The 26228-nt window shown below is 43.3% G+C and carries 20 protein-coding genes and 2 pseudogenes; 18 read left to right on the forward strand and 4 right to left on the reverse strand.

Going from position 1 to position 26228, the window contains the following annotated elements; translation table 11 throughout:
- A pseudogene (locus tag HMPREF9010_RS26390) lies at positions 1 to 220 on the reverse strand (ISL3 family transposase); the annotation flags it as partial.
- Between the two features lie 479 nt (positions 221 to 699).
- On the opposite strand from HMPREF9010_RS26390, the gene HMPREF9010_RS06415 reads away from it, so the two are divergent.
- From HMPREF9010_RS06415 to tsf, 11 genes are all read left to right on the forward strand, one after another.
- A complete protein-coding gene (locus HMPREF9010_RS06415) occupies positions 700 to 3303 on the forward strand; it encodes a DUF4962 domain-containing protein (RefSeq protein ID WP_008650434.1) in 2604 nt (867 codons plus the stop codon).
- Between the two features lie 26 nt (positions 3304 to 3329).
- Positions 3330 to 4067: a DUF3575 domain-containing protein gene (locus tag HMPREF9010_RS06410; RefSeq protein WP_008650436.1), complete on the forward strand. Its 738-nt coding sequence runs from the start codon at positions 3330 to 3332 to the stop codon at positions 4065 to 4067.
- 37 nt (positions 4068 to 4104) lie between these two features.
- A complete protein-coding gene (locus tag HMPREF9010_RS06405; protein WP_004305572.1) occupies positions 4105 to 5115 on the forward strand; it encodes a DUF6562 domain-containing protein in 1011 nt (336 codons plus the stop codon).
- Positions 5116 to 5163: 48 nt separating this feature from the next.
- On the forward strand, positions 5164 to 6714 hold the full coding sequence (locus HMPREF9010_RS06400) for a hypothetical protein (protein ID WP_008650439.1): 1551 nt from the start codon (positions 5164 to 5166) through the stop codon (positions 6712 to 6714).
- Between the two features lie 125 nt (positions 6715 to 6839).
- Positions 6840 to 9386, forward strand: coding sequence for a DUF4962 domain-containing protein (locus tag HMPREF9010_RS06395; RefSeq protein ID WP_008650442.1), 2547 nt, complete (start codon positions 6840 to 6842; stop codon positions 9384 to 9386).
- Between the two features lie 40 nt (positions 9387 to 9426).
- Positions 9427 to 12642 (forward strand): SusC/RagA family TonB-linked outer membrane protein, encoded by a 3216-nt coding sequence (locus HMPREF9010_RS06390; protein WP_032852870.1) that lies wholly within the window; start codon positions 9427 to 9429, stop codon positions 12640 to 12642.
- Positions 12643 to 12663: 21 nt separating this feature from the next.
- A complete protein-coding gene (locus HMPREF9010_RS06385) occupies positions 12664 to 14358 on the forward strand; it encodes a RagB/SusD family nutrient uptake outer membrane protein (protein ID WP_008650446.1) in 1695 nt (564 codons plus the stop codon).
- Positions 14359 to 14561: 203 nt separating this feature from the next.
- Complete coding sequence (gene rplM, locus HMPREF9010_RS06380; RefSeq protein WP_008650448.1) at positions 14562 to 15023, forward strand: 50S ribosomal protein L13; 462 nt, start codon at positions 14562 to 14564, stop codon at positions 15021 to 15023.
- A gap of 6 nt (positions 15024 to 15029) precedes the next feature.
- The gene (gene rpsI, locus HMPREF9010_RS06375) at positions 15030 to 15416 is read left to right on the forward strand and encodes a 30S ribosomal protein S9 (RefSeq protein ID WP_004297203.1); all 387 of its coding nucleotides are present in this window, start codon (positions 15030 to 15032) and stop codon (positions 15414 to 15416) included.
- Positions 15417 to 15538: 122 nt separating this feature from the next.
- Positions 15539 to 16375 carry a 30S ribosomal protein S2 gene (gene rpsB, locus HMPREF9010_RS06370; RefSeq protein WP_004305566.1) on the forward strand — a complete coding sequence of 279 codons (837 nt, stop codon included), beginning with the start codon at positions 15539 to 15541 and terminating at the stop codon, positions 16373 to 16375.
- A gap of 121 nt (positions 16376 to 16496) precedes the next feature.
- Positions 16497 to 17489, forward strand: coding sequence for a translation elongation factor Ts (tsf, locus tag HMPREF9010_RS06365; RefSeq protein ID WP_004305564.1), 993 nt, complete (start codon positions 16497 to 16499; stop codon positions 17487 to 17489).
- Positions 17490 to 17610: 121 nt separating this feature from the next.
- Here tsf and HMPREF9010_RS06360 read toward each other — a convergent pair.
- A pseudogene (locus tag HMPREF9010_RS06360) lies at positions 17611 to 18120 on the reverse strand (TlpA family protein disulfide reductase).
- Between the two features lie 17 nt (positions 18121 to 18137).
- A complete protein-coding gene (locus HMPREF9010_RS06355) occupies positions 18138 to 18488 on the reverse strand; it encodes a translation initiation factor (RefSeq protein ID WP_032852930.1) in 351 nt (116 codons plus the stop codon).
- Between the two features lie 165 nt (positions 18489 to 18653).
- Here HMPREF9010_RS06355 and HMPREF9010_RS06350 point away from each other — a divergent pair, with 165 nt between their 5' ends.
- The 4 genes from HMPREF9010_RS06350 to HMPREF9010_RS06335 are packed head-to-tail and all read left to right on the forward strand — an operon-like array spanning position 18654 to position 21467.
- Positions 18654 to 19304 (forward strand): redox-sensing transcriptional repressor Rex, encoded by a 651-nt coding sequence (locus tag HMPREF9010_RS06350; RefSeq protein WP_008650453.1) that lies wholly within the window; start codon positions 18654 to 18656, stop codon positions 19302 to 19304.
- Positions 19304 to 19918, forward strand: coding sequence for a fumarylacetoacetate hydrolase family protein (locus tag HMPREF9010_RS06345; protein WP_004297209.1), 615 nt, complete (start codon positions 19304 to 19306; stop codon positions 19916 to 19918). Before HMPREF9010_RS06350 ends, HMPREF9010_RS06345 begins: the two co-directional genes overlap by 1 nt.
- 39 nt (positions 19919 to 19957) lie before the next feature.
- On the forward strand, positions 19958 to 20440 hold the full coding sequence (ispF, locus tag HMPREF9010_RS06340) for a 2-C-methyl-D-erythritol 2,4-cyclodiphosphate synthase (protein ID WP_004297210.1): 483 nt from the start codon (positions 19958 to 19960) through the stop codon (positions 20438 to 20440).
- A 19-nt stretch (positions 20441 to 20459) separates the two neighbouring features.
- Complete coding sequence (locus HMPREF9010_RS06335) at positions 20460 to 21467, forward strand: metallophosphoesterase family protein (protein WP_008650456.1); 1008 nt, start codon at positions 20460 to 20462, stop codon at positions 21465 to 21467.
- Here HMPREF9010_RS06335 and HMPREF9010_RS06330 read toward each other — a convergent pair.
- Positions 21457 to 22320, reverse strand: a complete 864-nt coding sequence (locus tag HMPREF9010_RS06330) for a hypothetical protein (protein ID WP_008650458.1) — start codon at positions 22318 to 22320, stop codon at positions 21457 to 21459. The genes HMPREF9010_RS06335 and HMPREF9010_RS06330 overlap by 11 nt on opposite strands.
- 110 nt (positions 22321 to 22430) lie before the next feature.
- Here HMPREF9010_RS06330 and mnmA point away from each other — a divergent pair, with 110 nt between their 5' ends.
- From mnmA to xseA, 3 genes are read left to right on the forward strand one after another with little or no spacing between them, the layout of a single operon-like run.
- Positions 22431 to 23516, forward strand: coding sequence for a tRNA 2-thiouridine(34) synthase MnmA (mnmA, locus tag HMPREF9010_RS06325; RefSeq protein ID WP_004297213.1), 1086 nt, complete (start codon positions 22431 to 22433; stop codon positions 23514 to 23516).
- 24 nt (positions 23517 to 23540) lie between these two features.
- Positions 23541 to 24908: a S8 family peptidase gene (locus HMPREF9010_RS06320; protein ID WP_008650461.1), complete on the forward strand. Its 1368-nt coding sequence runs from the start codon at positions 23541 to 23543 to the stop codon at positions 24906 to 24908.
- Positions 24909 to 24920: 12 nt separating this feature from the next.
- Positions 24921 to 26210, forward strand: coding sequence for an exodeoxyribonuclease VII large subunit (gene xseA, locus HMPREF9010_RS06315; protein WP_008650464.1), 1290 nt, complete (start codon positions 24921 to 24923; stop codon positions 26208 to 26210).
- Positions 26211 to 26228: the final 18 nt, after the last annotated feature.

Genomic DNA, 26228 nt, shown 5'->3' on the forward strand with positions numbered 1-26228 from the left:
TGTGCAATCGGTGACTGAAATGTCCGCAATAAGGACAGGAAGCCCCTTTGCCAGCCGTATGTAGAAAGACCGTCAATGAGCCAACAGCTTCAGAGATACCATCTTGTTGCAGATTATCGTAGCCAAGACTGAATCTGAAATCATGGAATAATCCCCTATTTGTAGGAGCATTTTCTTTTTTTGATGTATATTTGTACGTTGTAGATATGACTTGTTGCATTGTAACTCTTAATGATGTGGTGTCTTTAAAGTTACTAAAAAGCAAACATATCTACAACTTTTAATAGGATTAAGAAAGAAGAAGACAGTTGAAATAAAAAAGAGATTACCACCAAATTTGACGAAGAACCATTTTTTCAACTTTATGGTAGGAGGATTACGCATCAAAATTAGGGTCACCACTGTAAGTCATAAACCAAATTCACCTCTGTGTCCTCCGCGTCCTCTGTGGTGAAAACCTAAACAAGAACTAATAACCTTCATCTTTCTATCAATTCCAGTCATTCCGTTTTGGGGGCTATTTTACCCTTTTACCCTCTTTGTAGCTTCCTGTAACGCTTGTTTTGGACGAATTTTAAGTTGAAATGAACGAAAACAAAGTCCTGTTAGACAGTATCAGAGAAGGAAGAAATGAATTGAAAGTTCCGTTTCGGACGGTTTATCTACATTTGCCTACAGAAAAACCAATCATTTGATATCATGAAAAAAGTATTATTGATTTCATTCGTAATCTTGTCTGTGACTGCACAGATGACACATGCGCAAAAACAAGCAGTTATTAAGCTGACGGAGAAGACATTGATGCACGAAATGCGTGCCACTCCTTATCCTCTTGATAAAGCGGTGGTTAATGACCGCGCGGTTTCTTTCCAATGGCCGCTCCGTTCGGACATGAACTCGCAGGACAGTCCGTTGGATGGATTCGAACACAAAGTAAAGAAGGTAGATAAAACAAAGATTACCTATCGGTTACGTTATTCGCAGGATGCCGGATTGAAGTCGGGAGTTGTTCAAGTGGAAACTCGCTGGCCGTTCTATAATCCGGAACAACCGCTTGCACCGGGTGTATGGTACTGGCAGTTCGGTTATGTAGAAGACGGACAAGTGACTTGGGGAAGCACACAGCAAGTCACCGTAGAAGATCGTCCGGGCAAATTCTGTCCTCCTTCATTGAAAACAGTGTTGGCAAAACTACCAGCCGACCATCCGCGTGTGTGGATCATGAAGAACGAATGGAAGGACTTTATAAATCACAGCAAACAAAAGGCAGAAAGACAATGGTATCTTGAGCGTGCAGATCAGGTACTTCAGACTCCAATGAAATCAGTGAAAGATATTAATGTCTCGCAGGTGAAGAATCTGAAGAACGAGATGCAGATAAATTCATACCTCACTCGTGAAAGCCGTCGCATCATCGATGCGGAAGAGGGCAACACCGAAGCATTGATACGGGCCTGGTTGCTGACGCAGGATACTAAATATGCTGACGAAGCCATCAAACGGGTATTTATCATGGCCGACTGGGATAAAGATAAGAATGTGAAAGGAGATTTTAATGCTTCTAGCTTATTGTCTCTCTGCTCTATGGCTTATGATTCTTTCTACGACCGGTTGAATACATCACAAAAGAAAGCATTGCTGGAAGCCATCAAAAATAAAGGTGGTGAAATGTATGAGAACTTTAATAACCGGATGGAAAATCACATCGCCGACAATCATGTGTGGCAGATGACACTTCGCATCCTTACAATGGCGGCATTCAGTGTATATGGCGATCTGCCCGAAGCCAACACATGGGTGGATTACTGCTATAACGTCTGGTTGGCACGTTTCCCCGGATTGAACAAAGACGGTGGCTGGCACAATGGCGATTCTTACTTTACGGTCAATACCCGTACATTAGTAGAAGTACCTTACTATTATAGCAAACTGACCGGTTACGACTTCTTTTCCGATCCTTGGTATCAGGGAAATATCATGTATACCATCTTCCAGCAACCTCCTTTCTCCAAATCCGGAGGAAACGGAAGTTCTCATCAGAATGTGGGACGTCCAAACAGTATCCGTATAGGATATTTGGATGCGCTGGCACGCCTTACCGGAAACACTTATGCCGCTGATTTCGTCCGCCGCACATTGAAAGTGGAACCGGATTATATGAAGAAAGCCTTATTGAATAAGCCCGGTGATCTTGCCTGGTTCCGCCTGCAATGTGATAAACCTCTGCCGGAAGGTGAAGGATTGACTGCACTCCCTGCAGGATACGTCTTCCCCGCAACAGGACTTGCCTCTTTCCAGACGAACTGGGATAGAGTAGGTGGAAATGCGATGTGGAGTTTCCGGTCAAGCCCTTATGGTTCTACCTCTCATGCACTTGCCAATCAGAATGCTTTCAATACGTTCTATGGTGGAAAACCATTATTTTACAGTAGCGGACACCACATTGAGTTTACCGACGTACATAGTATGTTGTGCCATCGTGCCACACGTGCTCACAATACGATTCTGGTGAACGGTATGGGACAACGTATCGGTACGGAAGGATATGGATGGATTCCCCGTTATTATGCCAGCGAGAAGATCGGGTATGTGCTGGGTGATGCTTCCAATGCTTACGGAAAAGTGATTTCACCGCTTTGGCTGACACGCGGCGAACAGTCGGAGGTGCATTATACGCCCGAAAATGGCTGGGATGAGAATCATGTGAAAACTTTCCGCCGTCACATTGTCAATTTGGGAAAGACAGGACTCATCTTTATCTATGACGAACTAGTGGCAGACGAACCTGTAAACTGGAGTTATTTGCTGCATACCACAGAAAATCCCATGACAGTGGATAAATCGAATCATCGCTTCGTGCATATTCAAGCCACGAACCGCGGAGGAGCATCAGACGCTTATCTTTTCTCCACCGGAACATTGCAGACTGATACGACGAGCCGTTTTTTCTATCCGGCAGTCAACTGGCTACGTGCTGATGACAAAGGGGTGTTCAAGAAGTATCCTAATCACTGGCATTTCACCGCTACATCGGAAAAGGCACAAGTATATCGTTTTGCCACTGTCATCAATACACATGCACTGAAATATCCTGCCAAAGATCCCGAAATCTTGTCCGACGGACGTATCAAAGTAGGCGGATGGCTGATTAGTGTAAACCTGAAATCCGACGGTGCTCCTTCATTCTTTATCCGCAGCACTCAAGAGAAGGTGAATATCACTTATAAAGGTGAAGCTACTGTCATCAATGAGGATGGGTACGAAACGGTAATGAGGGATACAGTGCCCGAACTGGAAATCTAATCAATGAACATGAAAGATACGAATATATGAGACACTCTACTTTTAATATGAGAACTATATGTCTGTTGGCTGCATTATCGGGCATAACCGTCTTGTCGGCACAGACTCCCGGTAAACCCCGTGTACAGACTTCGGCAGCTCCGGAGGAAACTACGGTTTACAAGTCCGGCGGAAAAAAGCAGGAAACAGCAGTTGCGACTTCTTCAAAAAAGGAGGAGGATAAACGCCAATCCGGCAAAGAGAATACAGGAAAGAAAGCGGCTGCCTTTGATGGTCAACGCTATCTGGCACTGAAAACGAATGTAATATATGATGCTTGTGCTTTGCTGAACCTTGCCGTGGAAATGCAGGTACATAAAAAGATCACAGTAGAGTTGCCATTGACTTGCAGTTTGTGGGACTTGGGAGATAAGCACGGCGTGCGTACGGTAGCATTGCAACCTGAAGCCCGCTGGTGGATAGGAAATGAGACAGGACGGGGACACTTTGTCGGACTACACGCCCACGTGGCATGGTTTAACGTAAAGTGGAACGATGACCGTTATCAAGATACTGATCGTCCGCTGTTGGGAGCCGGAATAAGCTACGGTTACAAACTCCCCCTTTCCAAACACTGGGGAGCGGAATTTAATCTGGGAGTGGGATATGCCAACATGAAGTATAACACCTATTATAATGTAGACAACGGCGCACTGCTGGATACGCGTGTCCGTCATTACTGGGGGATACCCCGTGTGGGAGCATCGTTGGTCTACCGCTTCTAACCTAAGATAGGAACATACATATAAATAAGATAACAATATGAGAAGAAATTTATATATACTGGCACAGTGCACTTTCCTGTTGTTCATCACCCTGCTGGTGAATGGATGCAGCCTGCACGAAGAACCGGAAATGACTCCCGAAGGAGAACTGGGAGTGGACCCGACAGCTGTAACACTCAACCTTAATCTTGCAATGAATCTAAGTTTGGCAGAAAGAGCACCGGTGACTATCACCCGTGCGTCGGAAACCAACTATCTGCGTCGTTTCATCGTAGAAGCCTATCTGGATAGACAGGTGGCGGCACGGCAAACGGTATACGAAGAGGATTTTAACCGTGCCAGTCTGTCTGTTAGTATGAAGCTGCACGCCCGTAATTACCGCATCCTGGTGTGGGCCGATTATGTGAATGCGGAGACACCTGAACAGGGACTTGTTTACGATGCCAAGAATCTAGCTTTTATCCTTCCTGCCGGAAAGTATATAGGGAATAGCCGTTATAAAGATGTTTTTGCTGCTTCTGCTATGGCAGACCTGACTTCTTTCCGCAATCATTGGGGAGCTGAAACAAGTCTTGACGTTGAACTGTATCGCCCCGTAGCACGCTATGAACTGGTGGCTAAAGATGTGGCAACGTTCCTCAATAAACTGTCCACAGGCGGACTGAAAGGTGAAAGTTTTACCGCTCGTGTGAAGTACAGTGATTATTTGCCTACCGGCTACAATTTGTGGGACGATGTACCTAAGAACTCGCTCATGTACATGGAATATAAAGTGGCCTTTGAACGCCCTGCCGATGGTACGAAAGAGCTGATACTGGGATTCGACTATGTGTTAACCGATGCCGGAGAAACCGTTTCTATTCCTGTAGAACTGGAAATCTTGAATGAGAAGAATGAAGTGCTGGCACGTACTGCTTTCCGTATTCCTTGTGAACGGGGCAAAAACACAACGGTACGCGGTAACTTCCTGACTTCCGATGCCAATGGAGGAATAGGGATCGACCCCGATTATGACGGTGATCTGGAGGTAGACCTTGGAGAATTATAAAATAGACAAATCAATTAAGAATTGCTTAACCATAAAACAATTAAGATCATGAAAAAGAACTTATTTTATTCGCTAATGGCTTTGTTCGTAGTGCTTTTTGCATCCTGTGGACAAGAAGAAATCGTTTCGGACAACGGAACAGAAATCAATGCTCCTGTTACCATCTCTGTACAGGCTCCTGTAAATAACGTCTTTAGCCGTGCGGTTACCATCCCTGACGGTTATACGATGCAATGTATCATGCAATTACTGAATGCTGATGGCGATAAGATAGGCGATCAGGTAACTAAACCGGTTACAGACGGTAAGGTATCTTTCACTATTTCCGTAGATGAACAAAAAGAAGTGTCGAAAGCATTGTTCTGGGCTGAATACGTACCGGAAAGTGGTGCTGCTAATAAAGTATATAACACTGCTGATTTGAGAGCAGTAGGATATAATACTGCATCATTCGATCTTACAAATGATGCGTTGATGGCAGCCAGCGACGCTTTCTGCGGAAAATTGGAAACGATTGGCAATGCCAGTGTGACATTGAAGCGGCCGTTTGCCAATGTGAGCGTAAAACCGAAGAATCCGGAAGTAGCTGCGCAAGCTGATAAGCTGGAAATAACATACAACGCTTTGAGCGGATATGATATTTTAGAGGGTAAATGTTCTGCTACGACTCCTGTGACTTATACAAATGCAAATTTTGCTTCTGCGGATGGCAATTGGTTCGCTAATTTCTTTTTTGCTCCTTCAAATGTAGGTAAATTTACAGAAGAAATAACCATGGCATTGAGTGGCGGATATAGTAAAGAGATTAAAATACCGGCAAATACATTACCTTTGGATGCTAATATGCAGATTATGGCTAAATTTGAAATCGGAGATGGAAACTTTGACATTGAAGTAGGAGTGGATCCGGATTATGAAGCGTTGGAAATGAAGGTTGGTAGTTATATCAATGCAGAAGGTAGAGTGGTACGTGATGCAGCGGATGCTGTCGGTATTGTTTTCAAGATGGAAGCTATTGGTGATGATGTGCCGGCTAATTATCCTGTAGCACTTCAGGGCAAGACAATAGCCGGATATGCAGTAGCGATTGAAAATGTGGCGACTGGTCGTCAGACTCTTAATACGGAATTATTGACTACTTTGGCTGAAACAGCTGCAGGTATGACAAATGGAACACAGACTACGGAGGTTTTATTAACTAGTCTTGGAGATGTTGCGTTTAAAACAACTTATGAGAAATGGGTGGGAGAACATGCTCCTGCTAGTGAGAATTTGAGTGCATGGTATATTCCTACATTGTCGCAATTGAGTGCGTTTATGGGTACATTGTTTACAATGAAAGAGGTGCCTGCTACTGGTAGTGAGGACTTTAAAAATATTCCGGAGTTTGAATTTGTCAATGGCAAAATGTTTGATAGAACACCGATTAATACAGTGAATTATGCTTCCAGTACCATCAATAACCAAAATAATGTTTCTGGCGTACGTATTAATGTGACTGATGGTACCGTAACTAATGCACAGGAGGCGGGTATCAGTATTAAGACAGCTCTTAATCAACAAGCTCTTTGCCGTCCAATGATTACGATTTTTAAATAGTCACTATTCGACCTTACTCAATAGAAATTCAAGGAAAGTGGGATCCCCCATCCCGCTTTACCTTCTTCTTACATTGAAACTTTTGAAAATAGCCCTCTAATCTTATACCAAGAAAAGAAAATAATATGCACACCACATTTCGCCTATCGGTTTTTCTTTTGTTCATGGTACAGTTATTCTGTAGCTGTACATCTGACTCGCTGCCCGAACCGGACAGTACGCAGCCAGAGACGCCTGCCGGAATTCCCGATGCCTATCAGGATAAGATACGGACGCAACCTTATCCCAAAGCAGATAATGAATTGTATCTGAATCCTGCTCCTCTTATTGTTCCTCAAACCATGAAGACGGGCGAAAGACTGCAATTTTCCCTTTCACGTACTGAAGATTTCAGCAGTTCCGAAACGCTACTTTCCGAACCGCAGGAATGGTGTATGTATAATCTTCATCGTCGTTTGGAGGTCGGCACATGGTATTGGCGCTTTCGTTCCACCAACCTTAATGGAACTGCGCCCGGTGAATGGAGTGCTATCTATCGTTTTGAAGTGAAGAATGATACACCGGAATTTGTAACACCTCCTTTTCAGACATTCTTAGCAAATGCTCCCCGTCTGCATCCTCGTATTTACTGTTTTTTGGACGATCGTATCGGGGAAGCTCGTAACCGTGTGGCCTCACACCCTGAATATAAAGAACTGCAAAGCCGTGCTTCTTTGGCATTGAATGCCGAATACACCGGAATGACTGATTTATATAATCGTGCCGAAGAGCTCCGGCAACATGCCACTTATCTTTATCAGGCCTATCATCTAACCCAAAAAGAAATTTATGCCGAAAAGTTACGTCAGCTTCTCGAAGCGTTGATTGTCGCTCCCTCTGCTGATGGACAACTTTTTGCATCCAACTTTACTGCCAGCAACATCGCATGGTGTCTTGTTGCAGCCTACGATCTGCTTTATAATAACTTGTCTGCTTCCGATCGTACTGCTGCCGAAGAACTGATGATGCGTGTGGCACGTTACTATTACAAGGTAAATTGCGGTTTTCAGGAAAACCATCTCTTTGATAATCATTTTTGGCAGCAGAATATGCGCATCCTTTTTCAAGTGGCTTTGTCGCTTTACGACAAATCGGCCTATTCTTCCGAAGTGCTGCCCATGATGGAGTATTATTATGAATTGTGGACAGCCCGAGCTCCTGCCTCCGGCTTCAATCGTGACGGTATATGGCATAATGGCACAGGCTATTTCAGTGCCAATATCTTGACTTTGGCGTATATGCCGTCTCTTCTTTCATTCATCAGTCAGTACGATTATCTATCGCATCCGTGGTATCAGAATGTCGGACGCTCGCTGGTTTATACTTGTCCGCCGGGATCGAAAAGCAATGGCTTTGGTGACAATAGTGAAAAGGGTAGTGAACCCAACCGTCTGGTTGCCGCCTTTGCTGATTATCTGGCGTGTGAAACGGGTGATTCCTATGCCGGATGGTATGCCGGAGAATGTCGGGAGCTGTTGCGTCGGGATTATGAATTGCGTCTTTACCGGATGTGCACCGAGCAGGATTACAACACAGCTTTTCCTGCCGGGGCTGATAAAATGGTGTGGTATAAAGATGCCGGTGAAGTAGCCATGCACAGTGCACCGGAAGATGTAGAAAAAGATCTTGCACTCTCGTTCCGGTCCAGTACATTCGGATCCGGCAGTCACACTACTGCCAGCCAGAATGCTTTTAATCTGTTGTATAAGGGTGTCGATGTGTATCGCAGTACAGGCTATTATCAGAATTTCAGCGATGCTCACAATCTGATGTCCTATCGCCATACGAGGGCGCATAATTCACTGTTGGTAAACGGCATCGGGCAACCTTATTCTACCGAAGGTTATGGCAGTGTGATGCGTGCTATGGGCGGACAGCATATTAGTTACTGTTTGGGAGATGCTTCACATGCTTACAGAAGTATCAGCAATGACCCGATGTGGGTTGACTACTTCAAGCAGGCAGGTATTGAGCAGACGCCTGAAAATGGATTCGGTGCCACTCCGTTGACTAAATACCGTCGGCACGTGTTGATGCTTCATCCTCATACAGTAATAGTGTATGATGAATTGGAGGCATCGGAGGCTGTCCGCTGGGAGTGGCTGTTGCATAGTCCTACGGAATTTAAGATTGATGCGGTAAAGAAAACGTTGTCTACAGATAATAAGACCAAAGGATGGGTGGCTGTGACACAACTTTTTGGAGGACATGTTTTTACGCTGTCCCAAACGGATCGTTTTGTAGTGCCGCCCGCCATCACCGGAGCAGAGTATCCCAACCAGTGGCACTTGACTGCACGGGTTGACGGTTGTTCTGCCACCCGTTTCCTGGCTATTATTCAGGTAGGAGATGAGGCTGTTTCTATTATTAACCGTGACGGTGATACCTTTAACGTAGGCGACTGGACGATCAAAGCGGTTTTGGATGCTTCTAAGGCTCCGGAACTGACAGTGAGTCATCGTACCGAACAGGCGGTATTTAGTTATGGAACAGACAATCCTGCGTTGAATGGCAATTTTTACTCTCGACAATATACGGGTTCCTCGTTGCTTTACGACGAGATAGACGGAGCTTATCAGGTGGTAGAAATGACCGACCGGAGTCCTATATCTACCCGGGTAGTAAATCAATGATAAACAATGAAACATAGTGAATATAAATAACAAACAGAATATGATGAAAAGTAGAATTATTTGCATTTTGTTGCTTCTTGTCGGTGTATCCGGCATTTATGCCCAGAGTTTGACCGTTACCGGTAAGGTGGTGGACAACGAAGGCTTGGAAGTGATTGGAGGAAATGTGACCGTGAAAGGAAAACAAAACACGGGTACCATTACCGATATCAATGGTAAATACACCATTACCGTTAGTGATCCGCAGAAAGATGTCTTGGTTTTCTCTTTTATCGGACTGGAAAATATGGAAGTACCCGTGAAAGGAAGGAAACAGATTGATGTGACCATGAAAGCTGCGTCGGTATTGTTGGATGAGGTGGTAGCTATCGGTTATGCAACAGTAAAGCGTAAAGACCTGACCGGTTCCGTGGCTTCTGTGAGAAGCGACGATTTGCTCAAAGTTCCTTCGTCTGATGTAACCCAAGCCTTAGCGGGACGTATGGCAGGGGTACAGATTATACAGACAGACGGTCAGCCCGGTGCTACGATGTCAGTGCGTGTTCGTGGCGGTATATCAATTACGCAAAGCAACGAACCGCTTTATATTATCGACGGATTTCCGACGGAAGATGGTATGTCCAGCCTTGATCCTGCCGATATTGAAAGTATCGATGTGTTGAAAGATGCTTCGGCAACAGCAATTTATGGTGCCCGTGGAGCAAATGGCGTAGTGGTAATCACTACCAAAAGCGGTGCGAAAGGAGAAGGAAAAGCAACACTTACTTTCGATTCTTATGTAGGTGTGCGTACGCTTGCCAAACGGTTGGATGTATTAAGTGTAGAGGAATTTGTGTTGGCGGATTATGAAAGAACATTAGGCGATGCTACTGATCCCGAGGAAAGTATGCGGTCATGGCAAAATCGTTACGGTGGTTTTGTCGATCTTCATGAGAACTATGGCAATCGTAAAGGTATCGATTGGCTGGATCGTACGATGGGACGCACTACCGTTACGCAAAATTACCGGATAGGCGTCAACGGTGGTAATGATAAGTTGAACTACAATATGTCTTATGGTTACTTCAAGGATGAAGGTGCGATGGTATATAGCGGCAGCGACAAACATAATATTGCGCTTAGCGTGAAAAGCGAAGTGAATAAGCGGCTCTCCGTTACAGGACGTATCAATTTTGATTATTTGAAAGTGTATGGAGCAGGTGTTGCCGGAAATGGTACGAATGAGGGCGGAAGCAATGTAGATGCAAAGTTTAATAAAATGGTTCAGATTTTGCAATACCGTCCTACTATTGGTATACGTGGTAGTGATTCGGATTTGTTGGCAGGAGAAGATCCTGTATTAAGCGATGCGGATGGAAACGTGATGCAGAATCCATTGATTGCCGCCGCTGAAGAAAAGGATAATAAGGAAACACGCACTTTGCAAGCCAATGGCGGACTGACTTTCAAAATCATCAAAGGATTGACCTTCCGCAACAATACGGGTATGCGTTATCAACTTTATCGCCGGGAGCTTTTCTATGGCGACCAATCTATAATGGGAAGACGCAACGGTATTTACGGCTCTATCAGAAATACAGAGACCGGAAGTTTTCAAACCTCTAACGTCCTGACTTATGACAAACGTTTTCAGAAAAAACATAAAGTAGTGGTACAATTGGGACAGGAATTTGTAAAACGCTGGACTCGTGTGCTCGAATCCGGTGTCAGTGGGTTGCCTACCGATGAGTTCATTTTGGGAGATATGAGTCTGGGTACTCCGTCCGTTGCTTCGTCCGATGAAAACTATGATGATAATCTGCTCTCTTTCTTTGCTCGTCTCAATTATGACTTTACGGATAAGTATTTGTTTTCTGCGACGTTCCGTGCGGATGGCTCTTCTAAATTCGGAAAGAATAATAAATGGGGATACTTTCCTGCTGTATCGGCAGCATGGCGTGTAGGTGAAGAGGATTTTATAAAGAAACTGAATGTTTTTTCCGACTTGAAATTCCGTATCGGATACGGTTTGGCGGGGAACAACAGAATCGGTAGCTATAACAGCCTTGCTTTGATGTCTTCCATCATCACAGCTATGGGAGATCAGCTTACTCCCGGTTATGCTTCCAAGCAGATACCGAATCCCGACCTGAAATGGGAAGCGAACAAGACTTTTAATATGGGGGTCGATTTAGGATTTCTGAATCAACGCATCACTGTTTCGCCCGAATTCTATATAAATAGGAGTAGTAACTTGCTGCTTAACGCCCAGTTGCCTTATTCTTCCGGTTATCAGAGTATGTTGATTAATGCCGGAGAAACGAAGAATGTAGGTGTGGAACTGACTGTGAATACTGTGAATTTCTCTACAAAGAAGTTTAGTTGGAATACTACACTGACGCTGTCTCACAATAAAAATTCCGTGAAAGCATTGACCGGTGAGGCGGTGCAACTCTATGAAGCCAAGTTCGGCTTTAATCAAAATACCCATCGTATTGCTGTCGGAGAACCATTAGGACAGTTCTATGGTTACATCACCGAGGGGCTGTATCAGGTAGATGATTTCAATTATGATGCTTCTACGCAGACCTATACCCTGAAAGATGGTATACCTTATCATGGTGATAAAGGCCAGATTCGTCCGGGCATGTGGAAGTTTAAGAACTTGACCGGAGATGATAATGTGATTGATGAAAATGATAAAACGGTCATTGGTAACGCTCAACCGAAATTCTACGGAGGCTTGAACAATTCTTTTACTTACAAAGGATTTGATTTAAGTATATTCCTGACTTTCAGCTATGGCAACGAAGTGCTGAATGCGACCAAACTGGTTACCAGTAAGGTGGGTAGCCTGAACTACAACGCATTGGACGTGATGAATAGCTCTAATCGCTGGATGACCATCAATTCGGATGGACAGAAAGTGACAGATCCCGGAGAACTGGCTGCTCTGAATATTGGTAAAACCGTAGCCGCTTATCATGATGCTCAACAAGGAGATAATTATATTCATTCATGGGCAGTGGAGGACGCTTCCTATTTGAAACTAAGTAATGTGACTTTGGGATATACATTCCCTAAAAATCTGATTGCAAGGGTGGGATTGAAAAACTTGCGTTTGTATGTCACTGGTAATAATCTGTTGACTTGGACCAAGTATTCAGGTTTCGATCCGGAAGTCTCTACGATGAAAAGCGGTTTGACACCGGGTGTTGACTTTGGAGCGTATCCGCTTAGCCGTTCTTTTATTTTTGGTCTCAACGTAGCATTTTAATTCTTTAAATACATAGTAATCATGAAAAAGATACATCTATTATATGCCGTATTCGCTTTATTGGCAACAGGATTTTCCTCTTGCGAGGATTTGCTGACGGAAGAACCTAACTCAAAATATGACCGGGACCGTTATTTCGATTCAGAAGATAAAGCGGAAATGGCAGTGATGGGAATATATAGTTCATTGTCGGACTTTAATCATTACGGTTGGTACGAAATGGCTTCTCCCGCATCGGACGATACCTATTATACGGCTCGTACGCAGTCTGACAATCAGGTTCACGATATTGCACATTATCAGCTAAACTCCACGAACACATGGATTGAAAGTATCTGGAAACTGAAATATGAGGGAATCGACCGGGCTAACCTCACCATTGACGGAATCTGTGGCATGACAGGATACGCAGAAAATACCCGTCTGAAAGCATTGGAAGCAGAAGCTCGCTTTCTGCGTGCTTTCCTCGCATTTGATTTGGTGAGATATTGGGGAGATGTGCCTTTCAAAACATCTTATTCTTCATCTTACGAATCTGCTTTTGGTGAACGTGTGGACAGGGAAGTGATTTATGACGAGATTATATCTGACCTTACTTTCGCTAAGAACAATCTGGATTGGGCAACTGCTTCTTCCAGTCCCGAACGAGTGACGCAAGGAGCTGCCCGTGCATTGCTGATGCGTGTCTATTTGCAGCGTGCAGGATATAGCCTTCAGTCGAATGGACAGTTGAAACGTCCGGAGGACAGTAAGCGAATGGAATATTTCGATGCAGTGATAGAAGAGTGGGAGGCTTTTGAAAAGAAAGGGTACCATGATTTTTATGACGGTGGTTATGAGGCACTCTTTAAAAGCTACTCGCAGGGGGTACTGAATAATAAGGAGAGTCTTTGGGAGATTGCTTTCTATCATTCGCAAGGACGTCGTAATGGTGGAGCATGGGGGATTTATAACGGTCCGCAGGTGGCGGAACCTACCGGAGTTTCTGCATCTGAATCAAGTCAGTATATGGGACGTGCCAATGGTTTCTTTATAGTCGTTCCCGAATGGCGTAACTTCTTCGAAGCGAGCGATAAACGCCGTGATGTTGCTATTTGCACCTATCGTTATACCTGGAATGGTACTAAAAAAGAGCATGTAAAAGAAGAAAGAAGCGCAGGAAGCTGGTATGTGGGAAAATGGCGTCGGGAATGGATGCCGAAAGAATCGTGGAACAAGAATATCAATTATGCGGATGTGAACTATTGCCCTTTGCGTTATGCTGATGTGGTATTAATGGCTGCCGAAGCGTATAATGAAACGGGAACGGACAGACAGAAAGCATGGGATTTGCTGAATAGCGTACGTACACGTGCTGAAGCAACTTCTATTACAGAAGCGAATTATGATGAAATGATGAGCGCACGGAAAAAGACACATAACCTGACTTTCATCGATGATTCTACACCGGAAGGAAAGTTTCGTACAGTTCTTTACTGGGAACGTGGCTTTGAACTGGCTTTTGAAGGACAACGCAAATATGATCTGATACGTTGGGGAGTACTAGGCAAGGCTCTGAAACTGTTTGGTGAGATCAGTTCCGTCAATCAGAAAGAGAACAAACCATATCCGGCTTACCGGAATTTTACGGAGGGTAAACATGAACTTTTCCCTATCCCCCTGAAAGAGATACAAAGTAATCCGAAACTCAATGGAATGAATAATAACGGGTATTAAGAAGACTCTCAATAGAATAGGCGACTGGAAAAATATACAAAAATAGTTTGCCAATTCAAAGAAAAGCCGTACTTTTGCAAGCCGATTATTATCACAAAATGATAAGAGATTAATTCATAGCAAGTTAGTATTCCTTTGTCCGGGGAAGACTAATGAGTGGTGAAGAAAATTTTTAGTAGTAACATTTAAAAAACAAAATTAGAGTGGATACTTTAAGTTACAAGACCATTTCTGCAAACAAAGCGACTGTAACCAAAGAATGGGTTATCGTTGACGCTGCAGACCAGACTTTAGGTCGTCTGGGAGCAAAAGTTGCAAAATTGCTGAGAGGAAAGTACAAACCAAACTTTACTCCTCACGTAGACTGCGGTGATAACGTTATCATCATCAATGCAGACAAAGTAAAACTGACTGGTAACAAATGGAATGACAGAGTTTATTTGTCATATACTGGTTATCCTGGTGGTCAGAGAGAAATGACTCCTGCCCGTTTGATTACAAAACCGAACGGTGAAGAGAGATTACTGAAAAAAGTAGTGAAGGGCATGCTTCCTAAGAATATCCTGGGAGCTAAATTGCTGAATAACTTGTATGTTTACGCTGGTAGCGAACACAAACAGGCTGCTCAGAACCCGAAAATGATTGATATTAATTCATATAAATAAGATATAATGGAAGTAGTAAATGCATTAGGCAGACGTAAACGTGCTATTGCACGCATATTCGTAAGCGAAGGTACAGGAAAGATTACTATTAACAAGAGAGACCTTGCAGAGTACTTTCCATCAACTATTCTTCAGTATGTTGTAAAACAACCATTGAACAAGCTGGGTGCTGCTGAGAAGTATGACATCAAGGTGAACTTGTGTGGTGGTGGTTTCACTGGTCAGTCTCAGGCATTGCGTTTGGCAATTGCTCGTGCACTGGTTAAGATGAACGCTGAAGATAAAGCTGCTCTTCGTGCAGAAGGCTTCATGACTCGTGACCCTCGTTCTGTTGAACGTAAGAAACCGGGACAGCCGAAAGCTCGTAGAAGATTCCAGTTCAGCAAGCGTTAAAGTGCTGCCTGATAGAGGAATATGTTTAGTATCTAAACTACTGGGACTCTGCTCATAGACTACCCAGCGGTTGGTTTAAGAAAAAACAAAAAAGAAAGTAAACGATTTAAAGAAAAAACAAGATGTCAAGAACAAATTTTGATACATTATTGGAGGCTGGTTGCCACTTCGGACACCTTAAGAGAAAGTGGAACCCTGCAATGGCTCCTTATATTTTCATGGAACGCAATGGTATTCATATCATTGACCTCCACAAAACAGTTGCAAAAGTAGACGAAGCTGCTGAAGCTTTGAAACAGATTGCCAAATCTGGCAAGAAAGTTCTTTTTGTTGCTACTAAAAAACAAGCTAAACAAGTTGTAGCTGAGAAAGCTCAATCTGTTAATATGCCTTATGTAATCGAGCGTTGGCCGGGTGGTATGTTGACTAACTTCCCGACTATCCGTAAGGCTGTGAAGAAAATGGCTACTATCGATAAATTGACTAACGATGGTACATATTCTAACCTCTCTAAGAGAGAAGTTCTTCAAATTTCTCGTCAACGTGCAAAATTGGACAAGACTTTGGGATCTATCGCTGATCTGACTCGTCTGCCGTCTGCATTGTTCGTAATCGACGTAATGAAAGAAAATATCGCAGTTCGCGAAGCTAACCGTTTGGGTATCCCTGTATTTGGTATCGTTGATACTAACTCTGATCCTTCAAACGTGGATTTCGTAATTCCTGCTAATGATGACGCTACTAAATCAATAGAAGTTATCCTGGATGCTTGTTGCGCTGCAATGATCGAAGGTTTGGAAGAAAGAAAAGCTGAAAAGATCGACATGGAAGCAGCTGGTGAAGCTCCTGCTAACAAAGGCAAGAAGAAATCAGTAAAAGCTAGACTCGACAAGTCTGACGAAGAAGCTATCAACGCAGCTAAAGCTGCTGCTTTCATCAAGGAAGACGAAGAGGCTTAATATATAAAATGTGCCAATTTGCTAATGTGCAAGGGTATTGTTATACACTTGCATCTTGATTGGCAGATTGGCACATTTTTTGTTTCGAAAATTATTATTCATTTAAATAAAGGAAATTATTATGGCTGTAACTATGGCTGATATTACCAAGCTGCGCAAAATGACCGGAGCTGGTATGATGGATTGCAAGAATGCATTAACAGAGGCTGATGGCGATTACGACAAGGCAATGGAGATTATCCGTAAGAAAGGACAAGCTGTTGCTGCTAAGCGTTCTGAACGTGAGGCTTCTGAAGGTTGCGTTTTGGCTAAGACTACTGGTGACTATGCCGTTGTCATTGCTTTGAAGTGCGAAACTGACTTCGTAGCTCAGAATGCTGACTTTGTGAAACTGACTCAGGATATTCTTGATCTTGCTGTGGCTAACAAATGCAAGACATTGGACGAAGTAAAAGCATTGCCGATGGGTAACGGTACTGTACAGGATGCAGTGACTGACCGTAGCGGTATCACAGGTGAGAAAATGGAACTTGATGGTTACATGACTGTAGAAGGCGCAAGCACTGCTGTTTACAACCACATGAACAGAAATGGTCTTTGTACGATTGTTGCTTTTAACAAGAACGTTGACGAGCAGTTGGCTAAGCAAGTAGCTATGCAGATTGCTGCTATGAATCCGATCGCTATTGATGAGGATGGTGTTTCTGAAGAAGTGAAGCAAAAAGAAATCGAAGTAGCTATCGAAAAGACAAAGGCTGAACAGGTACAGAAGGCTGTAGAAGCTGCTCTGAAGAAGGCTAACATCAACCCGGCTCATGTAGACAGCGAAGATCACATGGAAAGCAATATGGCTAAAGGTTGGATTACAGCTGAAGATGTAGCGAAAGCAAAAGAAATCATTGCTACTGTTTCTGCTGAAAAGGCTGCACATTTGCCTGAACAAATGATTCAGAACATCGCTAAGGGTCGTCTGGCTAAGTTCTTGAAAGAAGTTTGCCTGCTGAACCAGGAAGATATCATGGACGCTAAGAAGACTGTAAGAGAAGTGTTGGCTGCTGCTGATCCTGAACTGAAGATTGTTGACTTCAAGCGTTTCACTTTGAAAGCTGAATAATCTGATTCAAATCTTGTTAAGTACTACTTACAAAGTCAGATTTATTATATGTAAAATTTGGGAAAAGAGTTCGGTATTGCACCGGACTCTTTTTTCTTTAAGGCATATCTTAGGATAGGGACTACTTCAATGCTTTATCTATTTGCTTCATCAGCGTATCTATGGCTCCATCTTCATAGCCGGTAGTAGCTGATATTACTTTTCCTTCTTTGTCTATTAAATAACTTCTGGGAATCATTTTGGTGGCAAATTTGCCTGTAACTTCCCGTTTGGGATCCGGGTAGAGGGGAAATGTAAATCCTTTCCTTTTATTGTATTCCGCTAATTAGTCGTCTGTATGTTCGCGACCGATCACTAACATGCAGAAATCCTTGTTGTTTTTATATTTAGGCCAAAGTATTTTCTGAACTTCAGCCAGTTCACTTTGGCAAGGGCCGCACCAGGTAGCGAAAATATTGATTAATACAACTTTCCCTTTTAGATCTGCAGAGTTTACGGTGCCGTTTGCTGTTGAATGAAGGGTGAAAGCAGGTATATTGTCACCTACCTTTACAATATCCGCATCACTTTCTTGTGCGAATGACAATAGTGAGAATAGTGTTGCCGCACAGAATAATATTACTTTTCTCATTTCTTGTATTATTTAATTTAACCTCCTATACCTTTGGTTTTAGTATATCCTTCTTTGATGAGTAGATCTATGATCTTGGTCTTGAAATCTCCTTGTACCATTATCTCTCCGTCTTTAGCTGAACCGCCTACTCCACATTTGCTTTTCACTAACTTGCCTAGCTCTTTCAAATCATTATCCGTACCCACAAATCCGGTAATTAATGTTACCACTTTACCACCCCGGTTCTTTTTGTCAATGGAAACTCGCAGGTTTTGCTTGTCTTTGTCGAGGGTAACCTGTTCTTCATCGTTATCCATTTCATAACCGAAGTCAGGATTCGTGGAGTACACAACGTTCAATCTATCTTTCCAATCATTATTTTTCATACTTGTCATTTTTAATCCTTTTCAAAAGTATTAAACTTATCGAAAAGAGCAAAATTTGAGTCTCTTTTCATCGTTTTGTTTAATCTCTATTAAGGTTTTCTGTTATAGGGTTGTCAGTCTCAAAAAATAATGTACTTTTGCAAAATACCAAATTTTGTAAGAAGTATGAGCACTTATATACGAAAAGAGGCGGATAAAGTGCCGGAGCCTACCTTGCGCAGACTTCCCTGGTATCTGTCCAATATAAAACTAATGAAAGAAAAAGGGGAGCAGTATGTCTCTTCTACACAAATCTCTAAGGAAATAAATATTGACGCTTCCCAAATCGCCAAGGATTTGTCATACGTCAATATCTCGGGGCGTACGAGAGTGGGGTACAATATTGATGCGCTGATTGAGGTGTTAGAGAGTTTTCTTGGATTTACCAATATGCACAAAGCCTTCTTGTTTGGTGTAGGTAGCCTGGGGGCTGCTTTGCTTCGGGATTCTGGTTTGCATCATTTCGGACTGGAGATTGTGGCTGCTTTTGATGTGAATCCGGAACTGGTGGGAAAAGACCTGAATGGTATTCCTATTTTTCATTCCGATGACTTTGAAGCAAAGATGAAAGAATACGATGTAAATATCGGTGTATTGACCGTACCTATTAATATTGCTCAGGAAATTACAGATAAGATGGTAGACGGAGGCATAAAAGCCGTATGGAACTTTACTCCTTTCCGAATCCGTGTACCCGAGAATATAGTGGTGCAGAATACGTCTCTATATGCTCATTTGGCTGTTATGTTTAACCGATTGAATTTTAACGAGAAATAATGAAGATTATTGCAGTAGGAATGAACTACGCCCAGCATAACAAAGAACTGGGACATACACAAGTAAATACGGAGCCGGTGATTTTTATGAAGCCTGATTCTGCTATTCTGAAGGATGGCAAACCGTTTTTCATTCCCGACTTTTCTAAAGAGATACATTATGAAACGGAGCTGGTGGTTCGTATTAATCGATTGGGGAAAAATATAGCTCCCCGCTTTGCTAACCGTTATTATGATGCAGTGACTGTAGGGATCGACTTTACGGCTCGTGACCTTCAGCGAAAGTTCCGTGAGCAGGGTAATCCCTGGGAGCTTTGCAAAGGTTTTGATTCGTCGGCTGCTATTGGAACTTTTGTTCCGGTGGAGCACTATAAGGATATTCAGAATCTTGACTTTCATTTGTTGATCGACGGTAAGGAAGTGCAGCGCGGTTGTACGGCAGATATGCTTTTCAAGATAGATGATATAATCGCTTATGTAAGCCAGTTTGTAACTTTGAAAATTGGTGACTTGCTCTTTACTGGGACTCCTGTGGGTGTAGGTCCTGTTAGTATCGGACAGCGTTTGCAAGGTTATCTGGAGGGAGAAAAACTGCTGGATTTCTATATTCGTTGATCTTTTTTTATTCATTAGTACTCATTTGTTATATAAAATATGAAGATAAGAGTAGGCTTTGGTTTCGACGTACATCAGTTGGTCGAAGGTCGTGAGTTATGGCTGGGTGGCATTCTTTTGGAACACACAAAAGGATTGCTGGGGCATTCGGATGCTGATGTATTATTGCATGCTGTTTGCGATGCTCTGTTGGGGGCGGCGAATATGCGTGATATTGGCTATCATTTCCCCGATACGGCAGGAGAATTTAAGAATATAGATAGCAAGATACTGCTGAAAAAAACAGTGGAGTTGATTGCTACCAAAGGATATAAAGTGGGCAATATCGATGCAACTATTTGTGCCGAACGCCCGAAGTTAAAAGCGCACATTCCTTTGATGCAGGAGACGATGGCAACTGTTATGGGGATTGATATGGATGATATTTCCATTAAGGCGACTACTACCGAGAAACTCGGTTTTACAGGTCGTGAAGAAGGTATATCGGCTTATGCTACTGTGCTGATAGAGAAGATTTCTTAACCCCCTAAAACAAATAATTATGATTCGTCTTTTTAAAATTTACTTAACACTTGCCTCCTTATTGGTAACGACTTTTTGTATGGCTCAAAAGAGTGAACTGAAATTTAGCAAAGATGGTAAATTCAAGATTGTACAATTTACCGATGTGCATTTTAAATATGGAAATCGGGCTTCAGATATAGCTCTGGAACGTATTAATCAGGTGCTTGATGACGAACGTCCGGATTTGGTGATATTTACCGGTGACGTTGTTTATTCTGCTCCGGCGGATTCAGGAATGTTGCAGGTACTGGAACCGGTAGTTAAACGTAAACTGCCTTTTGTGGTCACTTTTGGTAACCATGACAATGAACAGGGAATGACACGGGAACAGTTATATGATATCATCCGTCAAGTTCCCGGCAATTTATTGCCTGATCGCGGAACAGTTTTGTCGCCGGATTATGTGTTGACAGTGAAATCGTCTTCCAATCTAAAGAAGGATGCTGCTTTGCTATATTGCATGGATTCTCACTCTTATTCTCCTTTGAAAGATGTGAAGGGGTATGCATGGCTTACATTCGACCAGATAAATTGGTATCGTCAACAGAGTGCGGCTTATAAAGTGCAAAACGGCGGACAGCCTCTGCCGGCTCTTGCTTTTTTCCATATTCCTCTTCCTGAATACAATGAAGCTGCCCGTAGCGAAAATGCAATTCTTCGTGGAACTCGTATGGAGGAAGCCTGTGCGCCTAAATTGAATACAGGAATGTTTGCAGCGATGAAAGAAGCTGGTGATGTGATGGGTATGTTTGTAGGACACGACCATGATAATGATTATGCAGTGATGTGGAAAGATATCCTTCTGGCTTATGGACGCTTTACCGGTGGAAATACGGAATATAACCATTTGCCGAATGGTGCGCGTATCATCGTATTGGATGAGGGTGCCCGTACATTCACATCCTGGATTCGTCAGAAAGACGGTGTGGTGGATAAAATCTCTTATCCGGCAAGTTTTGTCAAAGACGATTGGACTAAACGTTGAGGCTTGCGAACTTCACATGGCTAAGGCGCGTGTATTTTGAACCATAGCTTTCGTATCGGCGCGATACTTTCGCCGATGCAACGTAGATAATATCTCCCAGTCGGTATTCATGTTCTATCCCGGATAGAGTGCATGAAACCGCACTGGGATTTTTTGATGGAATACTCATGGTGACTAAATTTCCACTGGCATCGGTCAAAGTCAGTACCTGCTTGACAAAAAACTGTGGGGTAGTGCCGTTCACTCTTGTTTTGTACGGATCGTCTTCCAATCTTACCCGGGTGACTTTTAATTTTAAGTCTGTCAGCTTTTCTCCTAATTCTCCCAGATAACGGCTGGATGAACGCTTCTCCCTCGATTTTCTTATCATTATATCCAGGTGTATGGAATGATAAGCTTGTGCTATTTTGACGAAACGTTCCTGTTTCGGTATTTGGGGAATGAATTTGTATGCTACCCAACTTAGGTAGGCGGGATCTATTTTGAGGATTTCATGTAGAAAATGTCCCCGGTATTTTCCGAAGAAGATAAGATCGTCACCGTTACTCTGCATTCTTTTCTCATTGTAATCTACCAGGATGATGCAACGCTTCGAATAATAAAACATCGTGCTGGCCATCCGCAGGGATTCGTTGATGTCTGGTGACAGGTCATGTATATAAAGAATGGATTGCTTTTCGGGCAGGGGAGAGTACAGCCAAAGGGAATAATTTGGTTTCCCCGGTCGGGGCAACACCACCAGGTAGACTCCTACCTCTTTAAAAGAGGCTCTGCCTCGGTTGTACTCATTCAATTTGGCATACAATAAGGCTTGCTCGTTTTCGGAAATGCCCGGTAATCTGGGGTTAGCCATAATTGTTCTCGCTTTTGGTATATTTCAAATATAAGGATTTTCTTTCAGAAAAGCAACTTTTCTCTTTGAAATCTCGTACATTTGTATCCATGTAAATTTTCAAAATTCGAATGGAAGAACGAAATAAGAGAGTATTGGTAGGTATGAGTGGTGGCATAGACAGCACCGCTACTTGCTTGATGCTGCAGGAACAAGGATACGAGATTGTAGGGGTTACCATGCGCGTATGGGGAGATGAGCCACAGGATGCCAGGGAGTTGGCTGAACGGATGGGGATCGAACATTATGTAGCAGATGAACGTATTCCTTTTAAAGAAACCATCGTAAAAAACTTCATAGACGAATATAAGCAGGGGCGTACACCGAATCCGTGCGTGATGTGTAATCCGTTGTTTAAGTTCCGTGTTTTGACGGAGTGGGCGGATAAGTTGAATTGTGCATGGGTGGCTACCGGACATTATTCACGATTGGAAGAGAAAAGCGGAAATATTTATATAGTAGCCGGAGACGATGATAAGAAAGACCAGTCGTATTTTCTCTGGAGATTGGGGCAGGATGTGCTGAAACGTTGTATTTTCCCATTGGGAGATTATACGAAGGTGAAGGTTCGTGAGTATCTTGCAGAGAAAGGATATGAAGCAAAGTCGAAAGAAGGAGAAAGTATGGAAGTCTGCTTTATCAAGGGGGATTACCGTGATTTTCTTCGTGAGCAGTGCCCCGAACTGGATAGTGAAATTGGACCGGGATGGTTTGTCAACTCTGAAGGAGTGAAGCTTGGGAAGCATAAAGGAGCACCTTATTATACGATTGGGCAACGAAAAGGATTGGAGATCGCTTTAGGAAAGCCTGCTTATGTGTTGAAAATCAATCCGCAGAAAAATACGGTGATGCTTGGAAATGCCGACCAGCTGGAAACTGAATACATGTTGGCGGAGCAGGATAAAATGGTGGATGAACGGGAATTGTTCGGATGTGAGAATCTGACGGTACGGATTCGTTATCGCAGTCGTCCGATTCCTTGCCGGGTGAAAAGATTGGAAGACGGACGTTTGTTGATACGTTTCCTTGAAATAGCTTCGGCCATTGCTCCCGGACAATCAGCTGTGTTTTATGATGGAAAACGGGTGCTGGGAGGAGCTTTCATTGCTTCCCAAAGAGGAATCGGGCTGGTGATTATGGAAAATGAAGAATTATGATTGATTAAAATAGAAAGATAACTTATGAAGAAGTTTATAGTATTGATTCTCGCTTTAAATATGTATTTGGGTGTGTTTGCCCAGTTTACTCCGGGAGATACCTTAAAATATCGAATTAGTCTGAAAGACAAGGCGGCTACTGACTATTCCTTGCAGAAACCGGAAAAATATTTGTCTATAAAATCTATAGAACGGCGAAAGAAACAAGGATTACCCATTGATTCCACCGATTTGCCGGTCTGCAAGAAATATGTAGATGCTATACGGAAGACGGGTGTTCATGTACTTGTGACGGGGAAATGGGATAATTTTGTTACTGTTTCTTGTAATGATAGTACTCTGATTGACGAAATAGCAAAGTTACCTTTTGTACATTCCACAGAAAGAGTGTGGAAAGGTATCACACAAAGAGCCTTTCAAAGAGATTCGCTAATAAATAAACCGGTGCGTACCGATAGCCTTTACGGTCCTGCAATAACACAGGCGACAATGAGTCGTGTTGATCTTCTGCATGATGCGGGCTTTAAGGGACAGGGAATGACCATTGCCGTGATTGATGCCGGATTCCATAATGTAGATAAGATTGATGCCATGAAAAATATCCATATTCTCGGGGTGCGTGACTTTGTGAATCCGGAGGCAGATATTTATGCGGAAAGCAGTCATGGAATGTCTGTATTGTCCTGTATGGCCATGAATCAGCCGCATGTGATGATTGGTACAGCTCCTGAAGCTTCTTATTGGTTGTTGCGTAGCGAGGACGAATATTCGGAGAATCTGGTAGAACAGGATTACTGGGCGGCAGCCATTGAGTTTGCGGATAGTGTAGGAGTGGATTTGGTGAATACATCGCTTGGATATTACTCATTTGATGATCCTGCGAAGAATTATAGATATCGTGACTTGAATGGTCATTATGCGTTGATGTCTCGTGAAGCTGCGAAGGCAGCCGATAAAGGAATGGTCGTTGTTTGTAGCGCTGGAAATTCGGGTGCAGGTTCGTGGAAGAAGATTACTCCTCCGGGAGACGCAGAGAATATAATAACGGTAGGAGCTGTCAATAAAAGGGGAGAATTGGCGCCGTTTTCTTCTGTTGGGAATACGGCTGACGGACGTGTGAAACCGGATGTAGTGGCTGTCGGTCTGAATTCGGATGTGATGGGAACGGATGGTAATCTTCGCCGTGCCAACGGAACTTCTTTTTCTTCTCCGATTATGTGCGGTATGGTAGCTTGTCTGTGGCAGGCTTGTCCGAAGCTGACAGCGAAGCAGATTATTGATTTGGTACGTCAATCGGGGGATAGAGCCGATTTCCCGGATAACATATATGGATATGGTATTCCTGATTTGTGGAAGGCTTATCTAAACTCTTCTTCCAAGGAAAAGAAATAAGGTGACTGTTGTATGATAAACGCTATAAACAAGTTGAAGCAATCTGACTCACCCTCTTTGGGAGAGGGTGGGGAGAGGCTTTCTCTTTTAGAACTGAATGCACTCGTGCGCCGTAGTCTGGAGCAATGCCTGCCCGATGAATATTGGATACAGGCAGAGTTGAGCGATGTCCGTTCCAATACGACAGGGCATTGTTATCTGGAATTCGTGCAGAAAGATCCTCGCAGCAACAATCTCGTAGCCAAGGCACGCGGTATGATTTGGAATAATATCTACCGCTTGTTGAAACCTTATTTTGAGGAAACCACAGGGCAGCTATTTACTTCCGGCATTAAGGTGTTGGTGAAAGTAACAGTTCAGTTTCATGAGCTATACGGTTATAGTCTGACGGTACTTGATATTGATCCTGCTTATACATTGGGAGATATGGCTCGTCGCCGTCGGGAAATATTATTGCAGTTGGAAGAGGAGGGAGTGTTGACGCTGAATAAAGAGCTTGAGATACCGATTCTTCCCCAGCGTATTGCTGTCATTTCTTCGGCTACTGCGGCCGGATATGGAGATTTCTGTCATCAGTTGCAGCACAATTCGGGCAGGTTCTTTTTCTATACGGAGCTTTTTCCGGCTTTAATGCAGGGAAATCAGGTGGAGGAATCCGTGTTGGCTGCTTTGGATCGTATTAATGCCCGCATCAATGAATTTGACGTAGTAGTCATCATTCGTGGCGGTGGAGCTACTTCCGATTTGTCCGGCTTTGATACTTATCTATTGGCAGCTGCATGTGCGCAATTTCCATTACCTATTATTACCGGTATTGGGCATGAACGCGATGATACAGTGCTTGATTCCGTGGCTCATACCCGGGTGAAAACTCCTACGGCTGCTGCCGAACTCCTGATTCATCAGGTGGCGGAAGTCGCGGAGCATCTGGAAGAATTATCTATGCGGATTCAACAGGGAGCTTATATGCTTCTTGATCTGGAACGACGAAGGTTGGAAACTCTCCAAACCCGTATTCCCAATCTTGTTCATCGCAAACTTGCGGACGCCCGTTTTTCTTTGCTGGCAGCAAAGAAAGATTTGTCACAGGTGACGAAAGCATTGGTGGCCCGTCAATCTCACCGGTTGGAACTTTTGCAACAACGAATAGCGGACGCTTCTCCGGATAAACTTTTGAGTCGGGGATATAGTATTACAATAAAGGATGGGAAAGCGGTGACGGATGCTTCTTCACTGAAGCCGGGAGACCATTTGATAACCCGGCTATCGAAAGGAGAAGTTCGATCGGTGGTAGAAAAGTAGCTATCCGTCAAACGTGTA

The organism is Bacteroides sp. 3_1_23 (genome assembly GCF_000162555.1).
GTDB lineage: Bacteria > Bacteroidota > Bacteroidia > Bacteroidales > Bacteroidaceae > Bacteroides > Bacteroides ovatus.